This is a genomic window from Lapillicoccus sp. (assembly GCF_039935575.1).
Classification (GTDB): domain Bacteria; phylum Actinomycetota; class Actinomycetes; order Actinomycetales; family Dermatophilaceae; genus Lapillicoccus.
Genome location: NZ_JBDTKA010000022.1, coordinates 26,388 through 51,059 on the forward strand (window position 1 = coordinate 26,388; position 24,672 = coordinate 51,059).

Sequence of the window (24,672 nt, forward strand, 5' to 3'; positions counted from 1 at the left end):
GCGAACGCACGAGCGTCTGTCAGGGGCGGCCGGACGAGGTGTTGACGTTCTCGGCCTCAGGGTCACCGGGGTGCTCGCCCGCGAACACGAACTGGCGGTAGGCCCAGAAACGGAAGATTGTCGCGAACCCGATCCCGATGATGTTGTTCACGTTGAGCGCCAGGTGCGAGTCGAAGTGCAGGACGTAGGTCGTGAAGGCCAGATAACCCAGGTTGATCGTCAGGCCTATCCCGTTGACTGCGAAGAACAGGATCGCCTCGTGATGCACGGGCCGGTTCCGGCGGTGCCGGAAGGTCCACAACCGGTTGCCGATCCAGGCCCACGCCGTCGCGACGACTCCGGAGATGATCTTGGACGTCGTCGGCTTGCCGTCGAGGACCGTGAGCAGCAGCAGGTTGAAGATGCCGGTGTCGATGACGAACCCGACCAGGCCGATGACGCCGAACTTCGCGATCTCGCGTCCGAAGACACCCAGCAAGTCACGGATCCGATCGAGGACGCCGGTCCGTGGTGTCTCGGTCACCGCAGCACTGTAGCCGCGGACGCTGCTTCCGCTGCGTACGCTGCGTGCGACGGGGGACCGCTCGGCCCTCTAGGCTCACGTGTCGTGACGGCATCGCCGACGGAAAGCGCCCAGGCGCGGTCTGCGCCCCGGCGCTCGCCCGGAGGGTTCCCGGTTGTCGGGGTGATCGGCGGCGGGCAGCTCGCCCGGATGATGCAGGGCCCGGCGATCGAGCTGGGCGTCCAGCTGTCGGTCCTCGCCGAGTCGGTGGATGCGTCGGCCGCCCTCGTGGTGCCGTCGTCACCCGTCGGGGACCACACGGACATCGAGAGAGTGCGGGAGTTCGCTGCCCGGTGCGACGTGGTGACCTTCGACCACGAGCACGTCCCACCGGAGGTGCTGGCGAGCCTCGAGGCAGCAGGCATACCGCTGCACCCCTCTCCGGCTGCGCTGGTCTACGCGCAGGACAAGCTCGCCATGCGCCGCCGGCTCGCCGAGCTGGGCGTGCCGTGCCCGAGGTGGGCCGCAGCGCGGACAGCAGACGAGGTGCGCGCCTTCGGCGACGAGGTGGGTTGGCCGGTGGTGGCCAAGACCCCCCGCGGGGGGTACGACGGCAAGGGCGTCCGCGTGGTGTCGGCCGCCGAGGTCGACGGGCTCGAGGACTGGCTGGGCGCGATGGGTCGACCCGGGCCGCTCGAGGACGGGATCCTGGTCGAGGAACGGGTCGAGTTCGTGCGCGAGCTGGCGGTACTGGTGGCGCGCAGCCCCTCTGGTCAGGCCGCGGCGTGGCCGGTCGTCGAGACGGTCCAGACCGACGTCATCTGCACGGAGGTGCTGGCTCCGGCTCCCGGGCTCGACCCCGGTCTCGCGGCCGAGGTCACCGCCGCCGTGCTCGGCATCGCGGGAGAGCTGGCGGTCACGGGGGTGATGGCGGCCGAGCTGTTCGAGGTGCGTTCCGAGGAAGGTGGGCGACCGGCATACCTCGTCAACGAGCTGGCCATGCGCCCGCACAACAGCGGCCATTGGTCGATGGACGGCGCGGTGACTGGCCAGTTCGAGCAGCACCTGCGCGCGGTCCTCGACCTGCCGTTGGGAGACCCCTCGACCCGAGCGCCCTGGACGGTGATGGCGAACGTGCTCGGCGGCGGTCACGACGAGCTCTACAGCGCATACCGGCACGTCATGGCGCGCGACCCCGGCGTCAAGGTGCACCTCTATGGCAAGGGTGTGCGGCGCGGCCGAAAGATCGGGCACGTCAACGTGGCGTCGCGCTCGTTGGAGGACGCCCGGGGGCGGGCCACACATGCCGCCGACTACCTGCGAGGAGTCATCGATGAGTGACCGGACGCCACCCGTGGTCGGCATCGTCATGGGCAGCGACAGTGACTGGCCCGTCATGGAGGCGGCCGCAGTCGCGTTGCGAGAGCTAGAAATCGGGTTCGAGGCTGACGTCGTGTCGGCACACCGTATGCCGGACGACATGATCGCGTACGGACGCGCCGCCGCCGCGAGAGGGCTGCGCGTCATCGTCGCCGGAGCAGGGGGCGCCGCGCATCTGCCGGGCATGCTCGCGGCCGTGACGCCGTTGCCGGTGATCGGGGTCCCCGTTCCGCTGAGGTACCTCGACGGCCTGGACTCGCTGCTTTCGATCGTGCAGATGCCCGCCGGCGTGCCGGTGGCCACCGTCTCGATCGGTGGCGCCCGCAATGCGGGACTCCTGGCCGCGCGCATCCTCGGTGCGGGAGAGGGTGAGGAGGCGGCCCGGATCCAGGCGGCGATGGCCGCGTTCCAGGAGGAGCTGCGTTCGGTGGCCCGCGCCAAGGGGCGGGCACTCCGGTCGACGCTCTGAGGGACCCGTTCTGGGTTGCGTCCGACGTTTCGGTAGCCCTTGCCGGAGCATGGGGCTGAATCCGGTGATCTCGGCGGGGATATAGGACCGCGTCCAACGGAAGTACCCACGTATGGGTGACATCTCCATCCGGTCGGCGTTGACGATCCACCGCGGCACGACCAACCACTCTCAGAGGTCAAGACCCGTCCTCGTACTTGGGTTGGACGGCCCTGAGGCCGCCAACATCGAACGTCACGACCTCGCCGTGACATCGGACTATCTCCGGAGCCTTCCTTCGTTCGTGCGCAAACACCTCGTCATCCCCGTCGTGGACGAGCTGACGCCGATCACCCAGAAGCACACCATCGAAGGACTCGTGATGGGCGAAACCTGAGCCCTGCGTGAGCTCGGCGGGACCGGACTGCAGACGTGGCCCTGTCAGGGCCCTGGCGACGACGCAGCGCAGAGCCCATGGGGGCGGGTGGTTATCCGACGACGACCCCGGCGCCGTCGCCAGGCTGGAGGCGCGGGTACTCGATGTGCGGGCACGTGTCCATGACCACCGCGAGACCGGCATCGCGAGCGCGCCGGGCGGCCGCTTCGTCGACGACGCCGAGCTGGAGCCACACCGCCGCGATCCCGAGTCGCTCCTTCTGCGCGATGGCCTCGTCGACGACGGCACCCACCAACGTCGAGTTGACGAAGCAGTCGACGACGTCGACCTGGGTGTTGTCGGGGATGTCGGTGAGCGACGCATACCCCGGGGCGTCGAACACCGTCTCGGCCGACGGGTGCACGGGCACCACGTGCATACCGAGCTCGACGTGCAGGAACCGCGCGATGCCGTATGCCGTGCGTGCGGTGTTGGAGGAGAGTCCGACGACGGCCCACGTGCCCGGTGTCGTGAGTAGGTCGCGGATCACGTCAGGGTCGTTCTGGTACCTCGTCATCCCGTCATCCTGACACGCGGGGCGAGGTGGTTCCCGGGGACCTGAGCTGCCGCCCCACCGGGTCGGCCCCGCGCGGCGTCAGCGACACGGTGACATGATGCGACAGGTCCCGAGGCCGGGTCCGTCTCCCCACATATCCGCGTTCTGGAAAGGCGTCTCATGAGGTTTGGCATGTTCGTCCCGCAGGGCTGGCGCATGGACCTGGTCGGCATCGACCCGGACCAGCACTGGGGCACGATGCTCGGTCTCGCGAAGCGCCTCGATGACAACCCCGACTGGGAGTCGCTCTGGGTGTTCGACCACTTCCACACGGTGCCCGAACCGTCTCAGGAGGCCACCCACGAGGCATGGTCGTTGATGGCGGCGTTCGCGGCCTCGACCAGCCGGGTGCGTCTCGGTCAGATGTGCACGTGCATGTCGTACCGCAACCCCGCCTATCTCGCGAAGGTCGCCGCAACCATCGACGTGATCTCCGGTGGACGTGTCGAGATGGGGATCGGTGGTGGCTGGTACGAGCACGAGTGGCGGGCGTTCGGGTATGGGTTCCCTTCTGCGGGAGAGCGACTCGGCCGTCTGCGCGACGGCGTCGAGATCTTCCGCCAGATGTGGACCACGGGTGGTGCGACGCACGCGGGCAAGTACTACACGGTCGACGGAGCGATCGGTCAGCCTCGGCCACTCCAAGGCACCTCGCTCCCGGGGTCGGAGGTGAACGGTATCCCCATGTGGATCGCCGGTGGTGGCGAGAAGGTCACGTTGAAGATCGCCGCCGAGTACGCCGACTACACCAACTTCGACGGGTCGCCGGAGGGCTTCGCCGCGAAGAGCGAGATCCTCAGGGGTCACTGCGAGACGGTCGGCCGCGACTTCGGTTCGATTGTGCGGAGCGCGAACTACAACGTCAGTATCGGTGAGACCCAGGCCGAGGTCGACGACCGGATCGCCGCTGTCGAGGACGTCTACCGCAAGGTCGGCGTGTCCGACAAGGTGGTCCAGGACCGGATCGCCGGCTTCCGGAGCGATCTCGGGGCGGGTACGCCGGAGCAGATCGTCGAGCGGCTGAAGGCGCTCCAGAGGTCCGGGATGACCTACGCCATCGTCAACTTCGCCGAGGCCGCCTACGACACCTCGGGAATCGAGATGTTCGAGACCCAGGTCATTCCCGCGCTACGGGGGTCGGACGCCTGATGCCCTGGTCTTCGTCGGAGACGCCCGACCAGAGCGGTCGGACGTTCGTCATCACCGGCTCGAACTCGGGCATTGGTCTCGAAGCCGCAAAGGTACTGTCTCGCAAGGGTGCTCACGTCGTGATGGCCTGCCGCAACCTCGAGAAGGCGCAGAAGGCACGGGCCGAGGTCGGCGGCACAGCCGAGGTGCGGCACCTCGACACCGCCTCCTTGGAGTCCGTCCACGCCTTCGCGGACGGTCTCGACGGCGAGGTCGACGTCCTGGTCAACAACGCCGGCATCATGGCGGTCCCCCAGGCTCGCACCACCGACGGGTTCGAGTCCCAGCTCGGTACGAACTTCCTCGGCCACTTCGCTCTCACGGGACTGCTGCTCCCGCGTGTGACCGACCGGGTCGTGACGCTGTCGTCCGGTGCTCATCGGATGGGTCGGATCAACCTCGAGGACCCGAACTGGGAGAACCGGCGCTACCGGCGCTGGTCCGCATACGGGCAGAGCAAGCTCGCGGACCTGATGTTCGCCTACGAGCTGCAGCGTCGCCTGCTGCTCGCGGGCTCCTCGGTGCGGTCGATCGCGGCGCACCCCGGTTACGCGGCGACCAACCTCCAGGCGAGCATGGGTCGTGCAGCGGTAGCGGTCCAGGGCGTGCTGCTGCGGGTCGGCGTGGTCCAGGACGCCGCTGGTGGTGCAGAACCGACGCTGTATGCGGCCACCGCCCCCGACCTGCCCGGCGGGTCGTTCGTCGGTCCGTCCGGCCCTGGGGAGATGTCTGGGCCCGCCCAGATCGTCGGCTCGTCGAGCGCGTCGCGGGATCTGGACGTGCAGCGTGGCCTCTGGGACCTGGCCGTGCGCCTCACCGGCGTCGACCCCGGTCTTCCTGCCGACGTTGTCGCGTGACTCGACGGCGTACCGGGCGGTAACCTCATTCTCGTGAGCACTGGCAACCCTGACTTCGACCTGTACCAGCTCCCCGAGGAGCACGAGGCCGTCCGGGAGGCGGTGCGCGCGGTCAGCCGGGACAAGATCGCGCCTTTTGCGGCGGAGGTCGACGAGCAGTCGCGCTACCCGCAGGAGGCGCACGACGCGCTGGTCGCGAGCGACTTCTTCGCCCCCCACGTGCCCGAGGAGTATGACGGGGTCGGGGCCGACGCGCTCGCGACGTGCATCGTCATCGAGGAGGTCGCCCGGGTGTGCGCCTCCAGCTCGCTGATCCCGGCGGTCAACAAGCTCGGCTCGATGCCGGTGATCCTGGCCGGTTCGCAGGAGCTCAAGCAGCGCTACCTACCGCCGCTCGGTCGCGGCGAGGCCGCGTTCTCCTACGGACTGTCCGAGCGCGAAGCCGGTTCGGACACGGCCTCGATGAAGACTCGCGCGCGACGAGACGGCGACGACTGGGTGCTCAACGGCCAGAAGTCCTGGATCACGAATGCCGGCGTCTCGCAGTACTACACGGTGCTCGCAGTCACCGACCCCGACGGACGTCGCGGCGCCAACATCAGCGCCTTCGTGGTCGAGAAGTCCGACGAGGGCTTCTCGTTCGGAGAGAAGGAGCGCAAGCTCGGCATCAAGGGCAGCCCGACGCGCGAGCTGCACCTCGACAACGTGCGCATCCCCGGGGACCGCATCATCGGCGCCGAGGGTGACGGGTTGAAGATCGCCCTGCAGACGCTCGACCACACCCGCATCACGATCGGGGCGCAAGCCGTCGGCATTGCCCAGGGCGCGCTCGACGTGGCCCTCGACTACGTCAAGGAGCGCCGGCAGTTCGGCAAGGCGGTGGCCGAGTTCCAGGGCATCCAGTTCATGCTGGCGGACATGGCGATGACGCTCGAGGCGGCCCGACAGATGGTCTATGTTGCGGCGGCGAAGTCGGAGCGGAACGACAAGGACCTCGCGTTCTTCGGGGCCGCGGCGAAGTGCTATGCCTCCGACGTGGCCATGCGCGTGACGACCGACGCGGTCCAGCTGCTCGGGGGTGCCGGCTACGTCAAGGACTACCCCGTCGAGCGGATGATGCGCGACGCGAAGATCACCCAGATCTACGAGGGCACCAACCAGATCCAGCGGATGGTCATGGCGCGGGAGCTGCTCAGGTGAGCCGCTCCCGCTTAGGGATCGGGATCGGTCTGACTGCGGTAGGCCCCATGACCGTCGAAAGTCGGCGGTCCGCCCGTTATAGGGGCCGGGTTGCCGACTTTCGGCCGTAACACGGACCCGAGGTGATGGGTCCTAGGGGTAGGTCGTACCGGGAGGAGGAGAGCTGAACGGCTCGTCGTCCTGCAGGGCGTGGAACAGCACCAGTGCCTGGGCGCTGTTCCACTTCACGGCGATCCCGGCGTTCGGCGTCTGGAGAGCGGCCGTCTGGATGGGGACGACCAGCGACAGCGTAGCGCCGCTACCGACTCCGCGGATCGCCTGCAGCACCCGCACGGCATCGACGACCGAGGTGCCGTCGCCGACCTCGAGGCCGCTCGCTGCCGCGTTCGCGAAACCTGTGTAGCGCCAAGGAATGAGCACGGTCGACGGGGTCAGTGCCTTGCTCATGATCGCGCCGAGGAACTGGCGTTGACGCTCGGCCCGGCCGATGTCGCCGCGCGGGTCGGACTTGCGCGCTCGGACATACCCGAGCGCGGTCGGGCCGTCGAGGGTCTGACAGCCCTTGGTGAGGTTGATGGCTGCGTCCTTGTCGTTCATGTCGAACGGGACGCACACCTCCACGCCACCCAGGGCGTCCACCACCGAGGCGAACCCCGCGAAGCCGATCTCGACGTACCCGTCGAGGCGTACGCCGGTGGCTTGCTCGATCGTGCGGGTGAGCAGCTCGGCCCCGCCGATGGCATACGCGGCGTTGATCTTGTTGCTGCCGTGCCCCGGGATCGGCACGTAGGAGTCGCGCGGGATCGAGACCAGGGCGGGCTTGCCGCCGCTGCCCGAGACGTGCACCAGGATGATCGAGTCAGTGCGCTTGCCCGCGGCGTCACCGCCGCCGTTGAGCTGTTGCTGCTGCTCGGGAGTGAGGCCCTCGCGGCTGTCCGAACCGACGAGAAGGTAGTTGTGCGCGGAGGTGACCGCGGGACGGTCTCCGGCCGGTGTCGTGTTCACCCGTTGCACGCCGTGCCAGGCCGCGAGGGGAACGGCGACAAGGAAGACCACCCAGGCCAACAGCACCAGGACCACCGTCACGCCGATGCGCCGCCGACGCTGTCGTGCGGTGACCGGCCGACGTGGGCCGTTCGGTGGCGAGGACCCCGGTCCTCGAGCGCCCGGGGTCGGCTCGGTGCGGGGGCGCGGGCGGGCATGAGGAGGCCGCGTGTCGACCCGGTAGGCATCGCCCTCGCGGGTGACGTCGGGTCCAGGGGTGTCGCGGCTCACCGGGCGCCTCTCGTCGGGGGATCTTGTCGGGCGGGAGCCGTCCATGGTGCCACGTCGACCTCAGTGCGACGGGGAGCTTGAGTCGGGGTGCTCGACCACAGCCCGCACTTGGCTGAGCATGGCGACCGCACCGGACATGACGAGCAAGCACAGCACCGAGAGGACGAGCGGACCGGTGTCCGTGCTCAGCTGCTCGTCGAAGACGACGACCCCGAGAAGCACGGAGACAAGTGGGTCGGTGGTCGCGGTCGCGGGCAGGCTGGCGGTGAGTGGTCCGGCCTGGAAAGCCATCTGGGCGAGCAACAGACCGGAGGCACCCGCGACGACGAGGCAGTACAGCTGCCAGCTCGTGAGCAGTGCGAGCGGGCCGTGCGACGCCATCACGTTGGTGCAGGTCTTGATCAGGGCAGCTGTGCCGGCATAGATGGCGCCGACGGCCATCCCCAGCATCGCGGCGGCGCGTCGAGAGCCCTTCTTGCGGCTGCTGAACCGGCGTGACCCCGCGACGAGGGTGACCACGGCGGCCAAGATGGCCAGCCCGGCCAGGATCGCGGGTAGCCGGTCTGCCGTGCTCGGGACCGCCGTCAACGCTCCGGACTCCAGCAGGAAGCCCGTGACCGACGCAACGAGTACGGCCCCCAGCAGCAGCTCTCGACGGCTCATCCGCGTGCCGGCGATCCAGTGGGCGACTACCAGCGAGAACAGCACGGCGCTGACGAGTACGAGCTGGACCACGATCAGCCCCCCGATGTGGAGGGCGAGGACCTGCAGGGCGAGGCCGCCCACGTCGGCCGCGATCCCGCCGAGCCACAGGGGATGGCGCAGGGCCGCCGCCGCGAAGCCCAGCAGCTCCGCGGGCCGGAACCGTTCGACATGCGGCATCAGCCCCGCACTGCGGTGCTTGAGCGCCGTCGCCAGCGCGAAGAAGGCCGCCGACCCCAGAGCGAGGGCGACCACCCCGACAAAGTTCACGACGGGAGTCGCCGTATGCCGGTGGTCACCGAGCTCCGCGTAGGGCCGGACGTCGAGTGTGCTGTGCCTGCAGCCGGGCTGCCGTCTCGTACACCTCGGCGGTAGCCGCCAGGAGCGGCCCCCACGCGGCCGGACAGTCGGTGGTCCGGTTGTGCTCGGCGATGGTCCGGCGTAGCGCCCTGTCGCGCGCCAGGCGGACCACGGCGTCGACCATCTCGTCGTCGGACGCGCAGAGCAGGCCCTCGCGTTCGTGACGCACGAACTCGCGGACCCCGCCTTGTGACTTCGCTACCACCGGCAGCCCGGCACAGCGTGCTTCCAGGGCGGCGATACCGAACGACTCGAGGTCGGCGGGAGCGACGAAGACATGCGAGCCACCGAGTAGCGCACGCACCTCACGACGCTCCAGCCGACCGAGCAGGCTCACCTGTGAGGCGAGTCGGTGCCGCCGCACGAAACGGTCCATCGCCGGGCGCATCGGACCCTCGCCGGCGACGAGCAGACGCAGGCGGGTCGGGTCGCCCGAACGTTCGAGCGCCGACTGCGCGGCACGGAAGATGCGCAGCAGCGCGAGCGGCCGTTTACGGCTCGCGAGCCGCATCACCGCGACCAGACGCAGCTCGTGAGGACGCTCTTCGGGGGCGGTCAGGCGCCACTCGTTCTGGTGGATGCCGTTGGACAGCACCCTGATCGGCGTCCCGGGGATGAGGTGTCGACGAACCGGTGCCGTGGCCGCCTCGCTGACGGCGGTCCAGGCGATGGGCAGTCCGGACCAGCCACCCAGCGCATCCATGGTGGCCATGATCGGGCCGACGCCTGCCCACATCGAGTGGACGGTGACGACGGTCGGGAGTCCGGCCCGCGCCGCCGCTCGCGCCCCGAAGAAAGCGAGGGGGGAGGCGACGCCGAGGTGCGCGTGGACGACATCGACGTCGAGGTCGAGCAGTGCCCGCACACCGGCTGCGGTGGCAAGGGGGTGGATCACGTTGGCACCTCCCTCCACTCCCGCGACGCGGTGCACCCCTGGTGCCGCCGGCCCCGTCGTGCTCGTGACGACGTGGACCCCGTGACCCAGGTCCCGTTGCAAGCCGAAGAGGTCGCTGACATGCGTCTCGATGCCCCCGAGGCGAGGCAGGTAGAAGTCGCTGACGTGCGCAATCTTCACGGGGCGTTGTCCACGGTTGAGTTCCTGACGTGTCACACGGCTGAGCCAGGGTGGCGAGCCTGACGCCGCTTCGTCCGGGCAGCGTTGGTGGCTTCGATGTGAGCCGGTCGCCACTATCCCTCATGCAGCGGGGACGGGCGACTCCGCCTCGCGGAGCGAGGCGTAGAGTAGGCGTTTTCCCGCGAGGGAGGGGTGACGAGTGAGCATCTCAGAAGCGGTCTTCGACTGGCGCTGTCGGCGTGCTGCGCACCTGCTCACGCTCCGGGACCGACGGACCCTCGCGGCGCAGCTAGCGCTCTACCGCTCCGAACGTGACCGATGCGAGCTGCGTGCGCTGGTCGAGCATCTGGACGAGGACCAGACGGTCGAGGTCCGGGCGATCCTCGACAGCCAGGACGCGCGCGCCAGGTGGCGCGCAGGGTCGTCGGGCGCCGGGATGCGCTGTCCCGCGGTGAGCTGAGGAGACGGCCGTCGAGGTCGTCTGAAGTGCGGAGATAGAGTCCGTGACATGGACAAGGTGGTCTCCAGCACAGCCGAGGCGATCGACGGCATCGTCGACGGGATGTCGCTCGCGGTCGGCGGTTTCGGGCTCTGCGGCGTCCCGAGCGTGCTCATCGCCGCGATCTACGACGCCGGCGTCACTGATCTCGAGGCGATCTCCAACAACTGCGGCGTCGACGACTGGGGCCTCGGGATCCTGTTGCGCGACAGACGGATCCGGCGGATGATCTCGTCCTATGTGGGTGAGAACAAGGAGTTCGCCCGGCAGTACCTCTCGGGCGAGCTGGAGGTGGAGCTGACCCCTCAGGGCACGCTGGCCGAGCGGCTTCGGGCCGGTGGGTCGGGCATCCCGGCGTTCTTCACCAAGACGGGTGTGGGCACGCAGATCGCGGAGGGTGGGCTGCCATGGCGGTATGCCCCCGACGGCGTCGTCGAGGTGTCGTCACCGCCGAAGGAGACCCGGGAGATGGACTGGATGGGGGAGCGCGAGACGTTCGTCCTCGAACGGGCGATCGTCGCGGACTTCGGCTTGGTGCGGGCCTGGAAGGGCGACCGGCACGGCAACTTGGTGTTCAACCAGTCGGCGCGCAACTTCAACCCGCTCGCGGCGATGGCCGGGCGAGTCACCGTCGCGGAGGTCGAGGAGCTTGTCGAACCGGGCGAGCTCGACCCCGACCAGGTGCACCTGCCTGGGATCTTCGTCCAGCGGGTGCTCGCGCTGACTCCGGAACAGGCTGCCGACAAACGCATCGAGCGCCGCACCACTCGCCCAGCCGGCGCCCAGACCTCCCAAAGCGACCAGAAGCGCGAGGCATGACGTGGCGCTGACCCGCGAGCAGATGGCCGCCCGCGCGGCGCAGGAGCTGTCCGACGGCGCCTACGTCAACCTCGGCATCGGCCTGCCGACGCTCGTCCCCAACTACGTCCCCGACGACGTCGAGATCGTGCTGCAGTCGGAGAACGGCATCCTCGGCGTGGGGGCCTACCCCGTCGAGGGCACGGAGGACCCGGACCTCATCAACGCGGGCAAGGAGACCGTCACCTTGCGCAAGGGCGCGTCGTTCTTCGACTCGGCAACCTCGTTCGGGATGATCCGCGGCGGCAAGGTCGACGCCGCGATCCTCGGTGCGATGCAGGTGTCCGAGGCGGGCGACATCGCGAACTGGATGATCCCCGGCAAGATGGTCAAGGGGATGGGTGGCGCGATGGACCTGGTCCACGGCGCCCGGCACGTCATCGTCCTGATGGAGCACGTGGCGCGTGACGGGGCCTACAAGATCGTCAAGGAATGCTCGCTGCCATACACCGGCCGCGGTGTCGTCCAGCGCATCATCACCGACCTCGCCGTCATCGACGTGACGTCGAGCGGGCTGGTGCTGCGCGAGCTGGCGCCCGGGGTCACCGAGGACGAGGTCCGCGAGAAGACCGAGCCCGAGCTGAGCGTCGACCTGGGCTGAGCTGCTGGTCGACCTCGGGCGAGCTCAGCTGAGGTCCAGCGTCACACCCTCCGAGGCGAGGCGCGCCGACTGGTCGCCGTCGGGCTCGATCACGAGGACGACCGAACCGTCTGCGGCCCACGCAGAAAGTGCAGCCCGCAGAGCCGGACCGAGGCGGTCGGGCACCCTGACTCGGGGTGAGGAACCCCAGTCGGGTTGTGAGACAACGACGTCCGCGTATGCCTCGGTGCCGCTTCGGTCGTGGAACGCCACCGAGCGGGCGTCGGCCTCCTCCCACGGCGCGAAGACGTCGCCGTGGGTCGCCAGCTCGCGTGCCTCGTCGACGACGTCGGCAGCGGTGTCCAGGCTGGCGCGGGCGAGCATCGGCAGCGTCACGAGAACGGCGAGGCCGGCTTCCTGCGCGACGCGGTCGGCCAGTCGGTGGTCCATGGTGACGACGACATCGGCCGTGCTGGCATCCGGTCCGACGACGAGAGTGGCGCCGACCGACCAGGTGGCCAGCGCCCAGTAGAACGCCCGCCAGTGGGCTGGGAGGTCGAGACCCACCGTCGTTGCCGGGGCGGCGTCGAGATCGTCCTGCAGCATGTTGGCCGCCTTGGCGACCCAGTTCGCGAGGACGCGGGCGGAGAGCTCGACGCGCTCGCCATGTGAGGGACCGGGCGTGTCGACGTAGCAGGTCAGGCGGGGCCGGGTCGAGTCCGAGGCGAGCATCGCGGCGAGGACGCCGCCCGGGGTGGGCCGGGGAGCGGGTGCAGGAGTCGGTGCTGCGGTGGTCGGAAGGGTCGGCACGAGCCGATCGTAGGGCGCTCGCGACGCGCCGTGGGGCGACCGGGGAAGCAGGGGTCGCCGGGCTAGGCTCCGACCATGCCGGGCTCTTCTGGAGGTTCAGCCGCAGGTCAGGGGTCGCGGGCAGCGGGGTCGGGTGACTCGGGTGACTCGGCCGCTCTCACGGTGGCGCTCGTGGGACCGACCGGCTTTGCGGCTGGCTCCGGTTCGGCGCCTCGTCGGCTGGTCGACCACACGCTCGCCCTCGCGGACGAGCTGACCAGAGCCGGTCACGACGTCACCCTGGTGTCGTGGTCACCGGGGACGCGCCGCGCCGACGCAGACGCGAGCACGGTCCCGGCCGAGCACACGCTCCCGCGCACCTGGCGCACGCTGCGCCGGACCCGGCCCGACACGTGGACGCGGACCGGACGCCGGCTGCGCGGGTACGACACCGTCCTGGTCGTGCACACCGGGCCCGTGATGGTGCCGCTGCACCTCGCGCTGCTGCACGCGGCCAATGCGGGTCGGGCGCGCGGTAGCGTCGGTCCCCGCGGGGTCCTGCTCGTCGACGAGCTGTTGCCGGCGCACCCGCACGCCGGGGTCCGGGGTCTGCTGGGCTCGTTCCTCGGCCGGGTCGACGGCGTTCTGGTCCATCGCGCCGAACAGGCGCCCCTGGCAACGCGGCTCGGTGCCAGACGCGTCTATGCCGTCGCCCGGCCGGACGCGGTCGTCCCGCGCCTCGTCCGACCGGACCCCGATCCGGCGGCTGCCCTCGTGGCGAGCGCACGACGCTCCGTGGCGGCGGAGCACGGCCCCGTCGGGGCGGCGCGCAGCGGCGGCGACCGACTGCCGGCTCGGCGGCTTCAGGAGCTCAGCGCACAGGATGTCGACAGCGAGACGAGTGCGGCGTGGGCCAGATACATCGGCGCGATCGAGGCGCTCTCGGCCCCCTCCGTCCCCGCCTCGGACTTCGGTCACGATCCGATGCTCGACGCAGAGCACGACGCCGACCACCGCTCGCACAGCTCGGACGGTGACGACTCGCGGCAGTCCACAGTGCGCCGTCGCTGGTCGTCCGTCGCGTCCGCAGCAGTGGTCGCGACCGTCACCCGGGCCAGGGCCACGTCTGCCGGCCTGCGACTTCCTGGGCGTCGGGTGCAGCTGGACCGGTCCGACCTGCCCGACTGGATCCTGTTCACGGACGTGCTCGACGACGCGGCGCAGGCCGACGAAGCCAGAGCCGAGGCGGCCCGCCTCGGGCTGCGCCGGCACCGTGACGGCATCGCGGCCTGGGCGGCGCTCGGCGCGCTCGCGGCGATCGTCCGGGTGGCCGACGACGGCCGGCGGAGCGCGGTCGTCGTGGACGAGTCCGGCTCCCGGTCGCCGTTGTCGGCCTGGGCGAGGGCGGTGGGCTTCGCCCCCGTCGACCTGGGTGTGACGGTGGCGCCGGGGCTGCTGCGTGAGCCCGACCTCCTCGAGCTCGACGCGGGCGGGGTCGACGTCGTGGCGCGCATCCATCCCGGTGGGTGCGACGCGTCCGACCTCGACGAGACGTTGTCGCAGTCGTCCTGGGCGCTGCGGCCCGGGGGCCTACTCATCCTCACCGTCCCGCTCGGCGCACCCGGAACCGAGCTCTCGCTCGGTCCAGCGGACGTCCGCGGTGTGGTGGCCCGCGCCGACGAGTTCGGGTTCGTGCTGGTAGGAGACCTCGACGGCGAGGTCGGGCGACGTATGCGCCGGGCCGCGGCCGACGTCGGGACCACCGGCCTGCGCAGCCCGGGTGCGGCATACGGGCTGGTGCGGTTGACGCTGCGCCGACGGTGACGTCCCCGTGAGCCGGCAGCGCATCCTCGCGCTGGCCCGGGCGGTGGTCGCCGTCGCCGTCGTCGCCGCGCTGGTGTGGGGGATCGCCCGGAACTGGTCCCAGATCAGCGCCGACCTGTCCCGGGTGAGCCTCGGCGAGCTGCTGCTGTCGGTCGTCCCCGCCGCCCTCGGAACCTGGCTGACCATGCTCGGGTGGCGGGTCATCCTCGCCGACCTCGGCTCGCCGTTGCACCTGGCACCGGCGGCCGGGGTGTTCTTCGTCGGGCAGCTCGGGAAGTACCTCCCGGGGTCGGTGTGGACGGTGCTCGTGCAGGCCGACATGGCCTCGCACCTGCACGTCCCGAGGCGGCGTACCGGCGTGGCGGGGCTGGTCACCATCGGGATGTCCGTGCTGACCGGCCTGCTCGTCGGGCTGCCCGCCGTGCCGTTGCTGCTGCGCCAGTCCGGCGGCGGCCTGGTCTGGGTCGTGCTCGCCGTGCCGGTCCTCGCGCTGCTGCTCTGGCCCGCACTGCTCAACCGGATCGTCGCCCTGGGCCTGCGCGTGCTGCGTCGCGAACCCCTGGACCGCGGGCTGTCAGCCCGTGCGGTCCTGCTGACGGTGCTGCTCTACTGCCTCGCCTGGCTATGTTTCGGACTGCACATCTTCGTGCTGGCCCGCGCGGTCGGTGGCGCCGCCGCGGAGGTCGCCGTGCCGTCGCTGACCGGATATGCCCTGGCCGGCGCGTTGGGGATGCTCACCGTGATCCTGCCTGCGGGGCTGGGGGCGCGGGACGGCATCCTCGCGTTGGTGCTCGCCTCGGCCATCCCGTTGTCGGCCGGTGCGGCGGTGGCGCTGGTGTCGAGGTTCGTCGTGACGGTCGTGGACGTTGCGGCCGCCGGGGTCGGGTGGGCGTACGCGCGTCGTCACCACCTGGTGAGGTCCCGCGCCGAGGCTCCGCTGCCGCCGGTCTGACCCCCCGCGGCGGGCGGCGTCCCTTCGACGTTCCGGGTGGTCGCCACCCGCCAGAAGGCGCTAGGGAGCCGGATGGTCGGCGTCGCCCGACCGCGCCAGGTCGGCAGCCGAGTCAGTGGTGGGGGTCAGACTGTCCCGGTGACCGTCTCCCGCCCACGAGACTCCGTGAGCGACCGGGTGAGCGACCCCGTGCGCGACCCGGTCGGCGCTGCGAGCGACGCGCTCGGGGAGGTCTGGCCGGAGGAGCGTCGCGACTGGCGCTCGCCGAGACCCGTCCTGGTCGGTGCGGTGCTGTCGGTCTTCCGGCGGGGGGGTGGAGACCCGACCTGGCTCCGGTTGGGAGACGGGTCCGTGGCGCGAGGCATACGGACTCCCGCCGGTCCGGCGACTCTGGTGCTGCGAGCCCGCCCGGCTGGCTCCGAGGTCCTTGCGTCGGCCTGGGGCCTGGGGGCGGGGTGGGCGCTTGACTCGGTTCCCGACCTGCTGGGCGGCGGTGACGACGACGCGGGCTTCGTGGCGCACCACGCTCTGGTCGGCGAGGCCGCCCGGCGCTTCGTGGGCTGGCGTGTCCCGCGGTCGCGGCTGGTGATCGAGGCGCTGGTCCCTGCGGTCATCGAGCAGAAGGTCACCGGGCAGGAGGCGTTCGACGGCTACCGTCGTCTGGTGCGCGGGTTCGGGGAACCCGCGCCTGGCCCGTATGCCTCGGCCGGGCTCCGGGTCGCGCCGTCACCGGCGGGCTGGGCGGCGGTCCCGTCCTGGGAGTTCCTCAAGGCCTCCGTCGACCACAGCCGGTCCACCACGATCATCGGTGCGGTGCGCGCCGCGGGTCGGCTGGAGCAGGGGGTGGACCAGCCATCGGCCCGCGCCCGGGCCCGGATGCAGACCCTGCCCGGGATAGGGGTGTGGACGGCGGCCGAGGTCGCGCAGCGCGCCCTTGGAGACGCCGACGCGGTCAGCTTCGGCGACTATCACGTGGCGAAGAACATCACCTGGGGTCTGCTGGGAGAGGCGCTCGGCGACGACGTCCTGGCCGAGGTATTGGAGCCGTATGCCGGTCACCGCTATCGCGTGCAGCGACTGCTCGAGCTCGCCGGGGTCCGCCGTCCCCGCCGGGGCCCACGGATGGCGCCGCGGCTCCACCTGCCGCGCTGAGCCCCACCTGGCGCGTCAGCCCACCTGCCACCGGCAGCTCGACCGCGTCAGCCCCATCTGTCGCGCCAGCCCCACCTACTGAAGTAGCGAAGATCTGCCAGGCCGCCAGCCTCGACCGGACTCAGCGTGTGTGCGTCAGGGTGACCCGGACGCCCGCACCGGGAGCCGACGGAACACCCACGATCCGGCCGTGGACACCCTCGCCGAACAGCGCGACGCACACCCGGGCGGCGGCGATCCCGCGTTCGACCGGGTCGGGCCCGGTGACCAGGACCTCGTGCTCCCCGACATCGACGCCCACCGTGTCGAGGCCGTGGAGGGCGACGGCGACGGCTCGTGAGATGCGCTCGCGCACGGGTTCGGGTGCCGTCGACGCGACACCCAACCGGTGGGCGAGCGGGGTGCCGGGCTCGACGCCGAGCGCTGCGCGCACCGCCTCCGCCCACCCGTAGGCGAACCAGTCACCGGCCCCGACGCGCAGGATGGCCCGCGCACCCGCACCCGGTCCCTCGACGACGACGTCACCCAGCCCGCGCAGGAGCGCCGCGGGGATGCCCGCTGCCTTGCCCTTGACCAGGTCCGCCGCGGACGCCACCTCGTCGGCGAGAGCACGTGCCGTGACGGACAGCGTCCGCCCGTCCGCGTCGGGGGTGCCGGCCAGGTCGTCGAGGACGACCAGTCCCGCGCAGCCGAGCGCGAAGTCCACCTGCCCGGCTCGCCACGGTCGGCCCGCGGTGTCGCTCAGGACGATCGCCAGCCGGGTGACGCCGGCGGCCGCACACAGCCGATCTCGCACCTCCCGACAGACCGCGTCCGGGTCGGACGGCAGGACCAGCAGCTCGTCCTCCGGGCCGGTGTTAGACGCGTCCACCCCGGCCGCCGCCATCACGGGCCCGGCCGCGGCCTCGACCACCTGCGTCATAGCGGCACCGGTGTCGCGCTCGGCGACGACGCGGCGGCTCTGGGCGGCGATGACCGACGACCGCCCCGCCGCAGGAGCGGTCAGTCCTGCGGCCTTGGAGGCGACCTTGCTCGACACGACCAGGACGTCGCCATCGGCGAGCGCCAGACCGATCCGGGTGAGAGCCGCGCCGAGAAGCGCGGCCAGGTCGTCGCCGGACCGCACTTCGGGCATACCGGTGACCGGGATGACCTCGAGCGTCATGCGGACGCTCGAGGGGTGCGCCGGACGCCAAAACCAGTCACGGAGCGAACCACGGAACCCGTCAGGCCCGTACGCCGGTGAGCTGGGTGCCGAGTTCGACGGCCGCGCCGGCAATGTCAGCCGCGGCCTCGATGCTGGACATCAGCAGCGGCCGGGGCCGCACGACCAGCCGCCCGGACGGGACGAACCAGTCGTCCTCCGGCGCCACGAGCCACCCGTCGAGGAAGTCCTCATAGAGCCCGGCGACCCCGCGGGTCGTGGACTCGACGCCGATCGACTGCAGGCACACGTCGGCGTAGCCGCGGACCGGGCGGCCGGAGATCAGCGGCGACACTCCGACGACCGGCGCGCGCGTGCCCCGCAGCGCGTCGCGCACCCCGGGGACGCCGAGGATCACACCGATCGACACAACCGGGTTGCTCGGTGGCAGGAGCACCAGGTCCGCGGTGCGGATGGCGTCGAGCACTCCCGGCGCGGCGGTCGCGTGGTCCATACCCACGACGACGAACCGGGCCGCCGGGACGGAAGCCTGCAGGCGTACCCACCACTCCTGGAAGTGCACGGCGCGCTGCTCGCCGCCCTCGTCGAGGACCACGTGGGTCTCGACCGGTGTATCGGTCATGGGCAGCAGGGTGACCCTCTGCTTCGGGAGACCCCACCGGGCCGCGAGCCGGGCCGTCACCTCGGAGAGGGTCTGACCCTGACCCAGCCAGAGCGACCGCGCGACGTGCGTTCCGATGTCCCGGTCGCCGAGTCCGAACCACTGGGGTTCCACCCCGTATGCCGCCAGCTCGCCCTGCACGGCGTGCGTCTCGCCCTCGCGACCCCATCCCTGGGCTTCGTCGATACCGCCGCCGAGGGTGTAGAGGACGGTGTCGAGGTCCGGGCAGACTCGCAGCCCGAACAACGTGATGTCGTCGCCGGTGTTGCCGATGACGGTCACGGTCGAGGCAGCGAGCTCGGGGGTCCGGTCGAGGTGGGCGAGCAGGCCGCGGACGAAGCGGGCTCCACCGACGCCGCCCGCCAGCACCGTGATCTGCATGCCCCGAGTCTGGCAGCAGCGCAGCCCGCCTCTGCACCGGCCTGCACCTCACGCGCCGTCGTGCACACCGGCCCCTGCACCGGCCCCGGCACCGGCAGCGGCACCGGCACCGGCACCAGCGCCGCCCGCTCGTGCTCAGCAGAGCCCGGCTCCTGGTCATATCGCGCCGCGCGTCGCGCCGGACACGCCGGTGCTGACGTCCTGTCTGCATCCGCGGGCAGCAAATATCACCTCAAGGCTTGACTTATGACCAATGACACGCGTGTAATTTCACCACTGTCCTTCCGAGGTCGACCCGCATCGCCGCCACCAGGGGAGCAGGGGTCAGCATTGGAGCCAAGGACGGCGGCGCACCACCGTGTGCGCGCTGACAGGGTCGAGGAGGGCGCGATGTACGAGCTCAGTGTGGTGACGAACATCGAGGGACCAGAGGACGAGCTGACCTGGCAGGAACGGTCGCTGTGCGCACAGACCGATCCCGAGGCGTTCTTCCCGGAGAAGGGCGGCTCCACCAGGGAGGCGAAGAAGGTCTGCATCGGGTGTGAGGTGCGGGCCGAGTGCTTGGAGTACGCGCTCGCGAAGGACGAACGCTTCGGGATCTGGGGCGGGTTGTCGGAGCGCGAGCGCCGCAAGCTGAAGAAGCGTGCGGTCTGAGTCGCCGCCGGCGACTCCCGCTGATCTCGTGACGACGACGCTCGCGCCGCCGCCCGCCATGCCGTCCCCTCAGCCTCGCCGGGGGGACCGGCCTGCGACCCTGCAGGTGACTGCCGTCGTTCGGGTGGCCGATGTCCCCGGTATGGGTCTGCCCGAGGTGCTCGATGCGCTCGCCGAGCAGGTGCGGCCGCCGGACCGGGTCGTCGTCGTGGTCGACGACGCGGCTTCTGCCGCTCTCGCCGCCGTGCGCGAGCAGCTGCTCTCGCACGACCGGCTGCGCGAGGTCGTTCCTGACGCGACGGTCCTGCCCGTGCAGGGCGGTCCGGGACCGTTGCGCACGACGTCCGCGGGTCAGGGGCCCGTGCCGGTCGGCCTCGCGGTCGATGCGGTCCTCGCCGAGCTGGACCGCACGAGCGTCCCGAACGCGACGGGCGGGTGGTCGACCAGCCAACCGTCGACCAGCCAACCGTCGACCAGCGCAGAGTCGACTGGTTCAGAGTCGACTGGTTCAGACTCGACTGGTTCACAGTCGGGCGGCGCTCTATCCAGCGGCACCGTGTCGGGGGGCGTGTCGGGGGGCGCGAACCCGAGCGGGGCGGAGTCCACCGACGAGGCGTCGGGGACCGCAGAGCCGACCCGCGGTGAGTCGATCGGGTCGAGGGCTGCCACGCCGCCGCTCGGCCCGACATACCAGAGTGGGCGGCAGTGGTTGTGGATGCTCGACGACGCGACGGCGCCGGCTCCCGCGACGCTGCTCCGGTTGGTCGACACGGTGCGCCGGTCGCAGAGCGTCGGCATCGCCGGCCCCAAGGTGGTCGAGTGGGACCAGCCGCGACAGCTCGTCGAGCTCGGCCGACAGGTCACCCGCGCCGGTCGCCGGATCGACTCACCAGAACCCGGCGAGGCCGACCAGGGGCAGTACGACACCCGCAGTGACGTGCTGGCCGTCGGCATCACCGGCATGCTGGTCAGCCGGTCCGTCCTCGACGACGTGGCCGGGTTCGACCGGGCCTTTCCCGCGCACGGCGCTGACCTCGACCTCGGCTGGCGGGCGCAGCTCGCCGGGCACCGGGTGGTGGTCGTGCCCACGGCCGTGGTGCGGCACGCCGACGGCGGCATGAGCGCACGAAGCGCTGCGAGCACCGGTTCCTCGTCCACTGGGGCCACTATCGCCACCACTCGGCTGACCGAGCGCCGAGCCGAGCGGCGCGCCTCCCGCCGCGTCGCCTTGACCCGCTGCTCACTGGTAGCCGCCCCGTTCCTCGCTGTCTGGATTCTGCTGAGCAGCCTGGTCGGCGCGACGGCGCTGCTGTTGCTCAAGCGGCCGCAACACGCCTGGTCCGAGCTCGGCGACCTCGCCGCGCTGGTGCGCCCGGTCAGCTCGATCGGCGCCCGCTTCCGCTTCCGCCGGGCCTCCCGTTCCACCCGTTCACTGCGCGCCTCCCGGGTCCGCCGCCGAGACCTGAGATCCCTGTTCGTCGGCGGCGGCACGGCCGTCGGCCATACCTGGGACCGGGTGCAGGAGGCGTTCACCCCAGACCGGGTGAGCGGGCCGACGGAGCCAGCACCCGACAGCGAGCAGGCTACCGAGACTGGACCGGTCTCCGAGGAGGCCGAGGCGCTCACCGGTCTGCCCCCGTCGCTGCCGCAGCGGATCGCCACGCATCCTGGGTTCCTGGCCACCCTCGCCTGCCTCGTGCTGTCCGCCGTGATGTTCCGCAGCGCGCTGGCCCAGGGCGTGCTGAACGCCCAGGGCGCCGGTCTCTCCGGAGGAGAGCTGCACGCACTCGCGACCGACTCCGGCGGCCTGTGGCACCAGTTCCGCGACGGGTGGCATGGGGCCGGCTGGGGCAACGCCCTTGACGTCTCGCCAGCCGTGGGTGTCCTCGCCGCCTTGACCTGGCTGGTCGAGCGACTGCCCTACGTCGACTCGGGGCGGAGCCCGGCGTCCGTCACCCTCGCCTGGCTCCTGATCGCCGCCATGCCGCTGTCCGCCGTGACGGCATACCTCGCGGGTCGGGTCGCTACCCGCTCGCGATGGGGTCGTGGTCTGGTCGCCCTCGCCTGGGGCTCGAGCGGTGTTCTCCTGGCGGCCATCTCCGCCGGGCGGGTCTCGCTGGTCATTGCCCACATCCTGCTGCCCCTCGTGGTTGCCGGGTTCGGTGCGACTCTGGGGCGTGGGGGCACCTGGACCCTGACGTTCGCGACGGCACTCGTCACGGGCGTGATCGGTGCGTTCGTCCCGGCCCTGCTCGTCGTTGCCGTTGCCGCCGCGTTGGTCGCCGTGCTGGTCGGCCCCGGCGTCGGCCGGCGGGTTCGCGCCCTGGTGCTGCTGGTCGTCCCGACAACCCTGCTCGGGCCGTGGGTCATGAGGTTCGTCGAGGAGCCGAGGCTGCTGCTCAGCGGCCCTGGTCTGGTCGACGTGGGCACTGACTCGCCACCCGCCTGGCAGCTGGCGCTCGCCCAGCCCGACGGCGGCCGTCGGCTGCTGGGTTTCCTGTTCGTTCCGTTGCTTGTGGTCGCGGTGCTCGCCCTGGTGCGGCGTAGCGGCGGCCGGCCGCGGACCGTGTCCATGGTCGGGCTCTCTGCGCTGGCTCTCATCGGTCTCGCTGTGGCGCTCGGCTCCGAGCGCGTCGAGGTCGGCCAGGCTGCCGGGGACGACGGCGTCTCGACTCTCGCGACGCTCTGGACCGGGGTCGGCCTCGAGCTCTGGGTCATCGCGGTCCTCGGGATCGTTCTGACCGGCTGGCACGGGTTGGCTCACGTCCTCGGCGAGCCACGTTGGGGCTGGCGCCGCGTCGCCGCCGGCCTGGCTGCCGCGGTGGTCACCCTCACGGTCGCCGCCGCCGGAGGGTTGCTCGCCTGGCAGGGGTCTGGTCCCCTCGCGCCCGGGTCCACCGTCCTGCCCGCGGTCGCGGTCGACCAGGCCAGCGGCCCGGACGCGAACCGACTCGTCGTCCTCAGACCGGCGACCAACAGACTCGACTACACCCTCTACGGCAACGAGCCCGGAGACCTCATGCGTGACGTCACCCGCGCGACCCAGGTCACCGACCCCGGTCTCGCGACCGTCCTCGGAAGCATCGCGTCAGGCTCCGACACCCCGGCCTCCGGAGCGGGGCCCGCGCTCGCCGATCTCGGCGTCGGGTTCGTCTCGCTCCGTGGGGCTGGCGACAGCGCCCTGGCTCGCACGCTGGACGCGGCCCCCGGACTGACCCGGCTCGGGGCGTCGGAGGACCAGACGCTCTGGCGGGTTCTCGCTCGCCCGTCCAGCGTCGCGGCCGACGTCCCCGTCCCGCCTGCTCGCGTCCGCCTCGACGACGCCGCCGCTAGGCCCCTCCAGAGCGTGCCCGTCGTCGGCCCGCACGGTGCCGTGTCGCGCGACCTGTCGGTCGGCGCCCCGGGGCGCCGCGTCGTCGTCGCCGAGGCACCCGAGTGGGCTGGGCACGCCGTCGTCAGCTACGACGGTGCACCGTTGACGGTCGTCTCGGCCTCTGGGCCGCCCACCTACGCGATCCCGGCGGCCGGCGGTCGTCTCGACATCGACCTCCCACCGGCCCACGAGCGCTGGTTCCTCGCTCAGCTGGCGTTGTTGGCCATCGTGATGTTCCTCGCCATACCGTTCGGCACCCGACGCTCGCGGCGGCTGACGTGAGGCCGCCGTGGTGGGGTCTGGCCCGCGGCGTCGTGGTCGTCGCCGTCGGCGGGGGCCTGGTCTGGGCCGCCACGAACGTGTCCGGGACGCTCTCCCTGACGCCCGCTGTCGAGCAGGTGGCCGCCCCCCAGTCCGCGCTCGTCCCGGTCGCCTCCTCCGCGCTGTCGTGCCCTGGTCCCGAGACCGAGGGCCTGGCCGGCGTGCCTGCCGTCGCCGGAACCACCACCGTGTATGCCGCCTCGCCGCCCGCCGCTGCGATGACCGGCCTTGCGGCCGTGCCGGAGGCGGGGTCGGTCGCCCTGACTGCGGTACCCCCGGGAGACGCCGCCTCGACCGGCACGCCGTTGGCCGCCACATCCGTTGCCGCGACTGTGGTGCAGGCGCCACTGACGGGGAGCACGGTCGGCCGGGTCAGTGCAACCGGCGCCCTCGCGCCCGGCGTTGCTGGTCTGCAGACCACGCTGACCACCGAAGGCGACGACCGGGCGTTGTCCGCCACGGCGTGTCGCACACCAGGTTCGGACCTGTGGCTGGTGGGCGGCGGGGGCGGCAGCACCCGACGGGAGCGCGTCGTCCTGACCAACCCGGGCGCCAACGCCGTCTCGGTCGACGTCTCCGTGCTCGGTCAGGCCGGTGCGCTGGCCTCGGCGAGCGGCGACAACGTCGCAGTGCCCGCCCACGGCCGCACCAGCCTCCTCGTCGACGCGCTCGTCGGACCCGAGAAGACCCCCGTCGTGCACGTCGTCGCCACCGGCGGTGCCGTCACGGCGACCCTGTCCGACAGCTGGGTCGACGGCGCCGTCGGACGAGGTGCGGACGACGTCGCACCGACGGCCGAGCCGTCCAACGACCAGGTCGTCCCCGGAGTGTTCGTCAGCGGCCCGACGACGCTGCGGGTGGCCGTCCCCGGCAACGAGGAAGCGGTCGTCCAGGCCCGCGCCCTGACCGCTGCGGGGCCGGTCGGGCTGCCCGGCGACGGCGTCATCCGCATACCCGGCAGCTCGGTGCGTGAGATCGACCTCTCGTCGCTCCCCGCTGGTTCCTACGCGGTCCAGGTGCGAGCCGACAAGCCGGTCGTCGCGGGCGTCGTGCTCGAACGCCGTGGGACGGCAGCGCAGCAGTCCGACCTCGCCTGGTCGTCGTCCACCGCGCCCGTTCCCGTGCTGGCCGGGACGCCGTTGCCCGCCGGGGCGTCGGGCTCCCTCCAGCTCGTCTCGACCGGAGACACCGCTTCGGCGTCCGTCTACACGGTCTCGGCGAGCGGGCAGGTCACCCCGCACACCTACGCGCTGGCAGCCGACAGCACCGTCACGCTCGACGTCTCCGGCCAGCAACAGGTGTGGGTGCGCCAGACCACCGGCACGATTCGCGCTGCCGTCTCGATCTCCGTCACCGAGGGGACGGCCGGGCCACTGTTCGCCGTCGTCCCGTTGCCCCCGGCCGTCGTGAGCGCGACTCAGGTGCCGGTTCGCCAGCTCCCAGGCTGAACCTGGGCTGAACTGGGTCCGGACGAGTGACCGTCG

23 protein-coding genes are annotated in these 24,672 nt (G+C 71.4%); 15 read left to right on the forward strand and 8 right to left on the reverse strand.

Annotated features, from left to right (window positions below; genetic code table 11):
• Nucleotides 1-19: 19 nt before the first annotated feature.
• The gene (locus tag ABI385_RS03105; protein ID WP_348102271.1) at nucleotides 20-523 is read right to left on the reverse strand and encodes a GtrA family protein; all 504 of its coding nucleotides are present in this window, start codon (nucleotides 521-523) and stop codon (nucleotides 20-22) included.
• An 84-nt stretch (nucleotides 524-607) separates the two neighbouring features.
• Here ABI385_RS03105 and ABI385_RS03110 point away from each other — a divergent pair, with 84 nt between their 5' ends.
• From ABI385_RS03110 to ABI385_RS03120, 3 genes are all read left to right on the forward strand, one after another.
• A complete protein-coding gene (locus tag ABI385_RS03110) occupies nucleotides 608-1,843 on the forward strand; it encodes a 5-(carboxyamino)imidazole ribonucleotide synthase (RefSeq protein WP_348102272.1) in 1,236 nt (411 codons plus the stop codon).
• Entirely contained in the window at nucleotides 1,836-2,351 is a 516-nt protein-coding gene (gene purE, locus ABI385_RS03115; protein WP_348102273.1) for a 5-(carboxyamino)imidazole ribonucleotide mutase, read from the forward strand. Before ABI385_RS03110 ends, purE begins: the two co-directional genes overlap by 8 nt.
• Before the next feature lie 112 nt (nucleotides 2,352-2,463).
• Nucleotides 2,464-2,727 carry a hypothetical protein gene (locus ABI385_RS03120; protein WP_348102274.1) on the forward strand — a complete coding sequence of 88 codons (264 nt, stop codon included), beginning with the start codon at nucleotides 2,464-2,466 and terminating at the stop codon, nucleotides 2,725-2,727.
• 91 nt (nucleotides 2,728-2,818) lie between these two features.
• Here the strand turns inward: ABI385_RS03120 and ABI385_RS03125 are convergent, their stop codons facing one another.
• Nucleotides 2,819-3,283, reverse strand: coding sequence for a CoA-binding protein (locus ABI385_RS03125; RefSeq protein WP_348102275.1), 465 nt, complete (start codon nucleotides 3,281-3,283; stop codon nucleotides 2,819-2,821).
• 159 nt (nucleotides 3,284-3,442) lie between these two features.
• On the opposite strand from ABI385_RS03125, the gene ABI385_RS03130 reads away from it, so the two are divergent.
• From ABI385_RS03130 to ABI385_RS03140, 3 genes are read left to right on the forward strand one after another with little or no spacing between them, the layout of a single operon-like run.
• Entirely contained in the window at nucleotides 3,443-4,471 is a 1,029-nt protein-coding gene (locus tag ABI385_RS03130) for an LLM class F420-dependent oxidoreductase (RefSeq protein WP_348102276.1), read from the forward strand.
• Entirely contained in the window at nucleotides 4,471-5,367 is an 897-nt protein-coding gene (locus tag ABI385_RS03135; RefSeq protein WP_348102277.1) for an oxidoreductase, read from the forward strand. Before ABI385_RS03130 ends, ABI385_RS03135 begins: the two co-directional genes overlap by 1 nt.
• Before the next feature lie 33 nt (nucleotides 5,368-5,400).
• A complete protein-coding gene (locus tag ABI385_RS03140; RefSeq protein ID WP_348102278.1) occupies nucleotides 5,401-6,567 on the forward strand; it encodes an acyl-CoA dehydrogenase family protein in 1,167 nt (388 codons plus the stop codon).
• Nucleotides 6,568-6,699: 132 nt separating this feature from the next.
• Here ABI385_RS03140 and ABI385_RS03145 read toward each other — a convergent pair whose 3' ends face one another.
• The 3 genes from ABI385_RS03145 to ABI385_RS03155 are packed head-to-tail and all read right to left on the reverse strand — an operon-like array spanning nucleotide 6,700 to nucleotide 9,979.
• Nucleotides 6,700-7,842 carry an LCP family protein gene (locus ABI385_RS03145; RefSeq protein ID WP_348102279.1) on the reverse strand — a complete coding sequence of 381 codons (1,143 nt, stop codon included), beginning with the start codon at nucleotides 7,840-7,842 and terminating at the stop codon, nucleotides 6,700-6,702.
• 60 nt (nucleotides 7,843-7,902) lie between these two features.
• Nucleotides 7,903-8,814 (reverse strand): DMT family transporter, encoded by a 912-nt coding sequence (locus ABI385_RS03150; RefSeq protein ID WP_348102280.1) that lies wholly within the window; start codon nucleotides 8,812-8,814, stop codon nucleotides 7,903-7,905.
• A 25-nt stretch (nucleotides 8,815-8,839) separates the two neighbouring features.
• A complete protein-coding gene (locus ABI385_RS03155; RefSeq protein WP_348102281.1) occupies nucleotides 8,840-9,979 on the reverse strand; it encodes a glycosyltransferase family 4 protein in 1,140 nt (379 codons plus the stop codon).
• Nucleotides 9,980-10,178: 199 nt separating this feature from the next.
• Here ABI385_RS03155 and ABI385_RS03160 point away from each other — a divergent pair, with 199 nt between their 5' ends.
• From ABI385_RS03160 to ABI385_RS03170, 3 genes are read left to right on the forward strand one after another with little or no spacing between them, the layout of a single operon-like run.
• Nucleotides 10,179-10,439 carry a hypothetical protein gene (locus ABI385_RS03160; RefSeq protein WP_348102282.1) on the forward strand — a complete coding sequence of 87 codons (261 nt, stop codon included), beginning with the start codon at nucleotides 10,179-10,181 and terminating at the stop codon, nucleotides 10,437-10,439.
• A 48-nt stretch (nucleotides 10,440-10,487) separates the two neighbouring features.
• Nucleotides 10,488-11,297 (forward strand): CoA transferase subunit A, encoded by an 810-nt coding sequence (locus ABI385_RS03165; protein WP_348102283.1) that lies wholly within the window; start codon nucleotides 10,488-10,490, stop codon nucleotides 11,295-11,297.
• A gap of 1 nt (nucleotide 11,298) precedes the next feature.
• Entirely contained in the window at nucleotides 11,299-11,937 is a 639-nt protein-coding gene (locus tag ABI385_RS03170) for a CoA transferase subunit B (RefSeq protein ID WP_348102284.1), read from the forward strand.
• Nucleotides 11,938-11,961: 24 nt separating this feature from the next.
• Here ABI385_RS03170 and ABI385_RS03175 read toward each other — a convergent pair whose 3' ends face one another.
• Nucleotides 11,962-12,726, reverse strand: coding sequence for a TIGR03089 family protein (locus ABI385_RS03175; RefSeq protein ID WP_348102285.1), 765 nt, complete (start codon nucleotides 12,724-12,726; stop codon nucleotides 11,962-11,964).
• A gap of 75 nt (nucleotides 12,727-12,801) precedes the next feature.
• Here ABI385_RS03175 and ABI385_RS03180 point away from each other — a divergent pair, with 75 nt between their 5' ends.
• The 3 genes from ABI385_RS03180 (at nucleotide 12,802) to ABI385_RS03190 (ending at nucleotide 16,633) form a co-directional block, all read left to right on the forward strand.
• The gene (locus ABI385_RS03180) at nucleotides 12,802-14,529 is read left to right on the forward strand and encodes a hypothetical protein (RefSeq protein WP_348102286.1); all 1,728 of its coding nucleotides are present in this window, start codon (nucleotides 12,802-12,804) and stop codon (nucleotides 14,527-14,529) included.
• A 7-nt stretch (nucleotides 14,530-14,536) separates the two neighbouring features.
• A complete protein-coding gene (locus ABI385_RS03185; RefSeq protein WP_348102287.1) occupies nucleotides 14,537-15,481 on the forward strand; it encodes a lysylphosphatidylglycerol synthase domain-containing protein in 945 nt (314 codons plus the stop codon).
• A gap of 138 nt (nucleotides 15,482-15,619) precedes the next feature.
• On the forward strand, nucleotides 15,620-16,633 hold the full coding sequence (locus ABI385_RS03190; RefSeq protein ID WP_348102288.1) for a DNA-3-methyladenine glycosylase 2 family protein: 1,014 nt from the start codon (nucleotides 15,620-15,622) through the stop codon (nucleotides 16,631-16,633).
• A gap of 121 nt (nucleotides 16,634-16,754) precedes the next feature.
• Here ABI385_RS03190 and ABI385_RS03195 read toward each other — a convergent pair whose 3' ends face one another.
• Nucleotides 16,755-17,798, reverse strand: a complete 1,044-nt coding sequence (locus ABI385_RS03195) for a coenzyme F420-0:L-glutamate ligase (protein ID WP_348102289.1) — start codon at nucleotides 17,796-17,798, stop codon at nucleotides 16,755-16,757.
• 61 nt (nucleotides 17,799-17,859) lie between these two features.
• Entirely contained in the window at nucleotides 17,860-18,840 is a 981-nt protein-coding gene (gene cofD, locus ABI385_RS03200; RefSeq protein ID WP_348102290.1) for a 2-phospho-L-lactate transferase, read from the reverse strand.
• Between the two features lie 390 nt (nucleotides 18,841-19,230).
• Here cofD and ABI385_RS03205 point away from each other — a divergent pair, with 390 nt between their 5' ends.
• The 3 genes from ABI385_RS03205 (at nucleotide 19,231) to ABI385_RS03215 (ending at nucleotide 24,636) form a co-directional block, all read left to right on the forward strand.
• Nucleotides 19,231-19,494 carry a WhiB family transcriptional regulator gene (locus ABI385_RS03205; protein WP_348102291.1) on the forward strand — a complete coding sequence of 88 codons (264 nt, stop codon included), beginning with the start codon at nucleotides 19,231-19,233 and terminating at the stop codon, nucleotides 19,492-19,494.
• Between the two features lie 106 nt (nucleotides 19,495-19,600).
• A complete protein-coding gene (locus ABI385_RS03210) occupies nucleotides 19,601-23,149 on the forward strand; it encodes a glycosyltransferase (RefSeq protein WP_348102292.1) in 3,549 nt (1,182 codons plus the stop codon).
• Entirely contained in the window at nucleotides 23,146-24,636 is a 1,491-nt protein-coding gene (locus tag ABI385_RS03215) for a DUF5719 family protein (RefSeq protein ID WP_348102293.1), read from the forward strand. Before ABI385_RS03210 ends, ABI385_RS03215 begins: the two co-directional genes overlap by 4 nt.
• Nucleotides 24,637-24,672 lie beyond the last annotated feature (36 nt).

What these genes read in the sequence shown, in the direction of transcription:
- purE (WP_348102273.1), top strand. Translation starts at nt 1,836, where the DNA reads ATGAGTGACCGGACGCCACCCGTGGTCGGCATCGTCATGGGCAGCGAC.
- ABI385_RS03120 (WP_348102274.1), top strand. Translation starts at nt 2,464, where the DNA reads ATGGGTGACATCTCCATCCGGTCGGCGTTGACGATCCACCGCGGCACG.
- ABI385_RS03125 (WP_348102275.1), bottom strand. Translation starts at nt 3,283, where the DNA reads ATGACGAGGTACCAGAACGACCCTGACGTGATCCGCGACCTACTCACG.
- ABI385_RS03130 (WP_348102276.1), top strand. Translation starts at nt 3,443, where the DNA reads ATGAGGTTTGGCATGTTCGTCCCGCAGGGCTGGCGCATGGACCTGGTC.
- ABI385_RS03135 (WP_348102277.1), top strand. Translation starts at nt 4,471, where the DNA reads ATGCCCTGGTCTTCGTCGGAGACGCCCGACCAGAGCGGTCGGACGTTC.
- ABI385_RS03165 (WP_348102283.1), top strand. Translation starts at nt 10,488, where the DNA reads ATGGACAAGGTGGTCTCCAGCACAGCCGAGGCGATCGACGGCATCGTC.
- ABI385_RS03180 (WP_348102286.1), top strand. Translation starts at nt 12,802, where the DNA reads ATGCCGGGCTCTTCTGGAGGTTCAGCCGCAGGTCAGGGGTCGCGGGCA.
- ABI385_RS03195 (WP_348102289.1), bottom strand. Translation starts at nt 17,798, where the DNA reads ATGACGCTCGAGGTCATCCCGGTCACCGGTATGCCCGAAGTGCGGTCC.
- cofD (WP_348102290.1), bottom strand. Translation starts at nt 18,840, where the DNA reads ATGCAGATCACGGTGCTGGCGGGCGGCGTCGGTGGAGCCCGCTTCGTC.
- ABI385_RS03205 (WP_348102291.1), top strand. Translation starts at nt 19,231, where the DNA reads ATGTACGAGCTCAGTGTGGTGACGAACATCGAGGGACCAGAGGACGAG.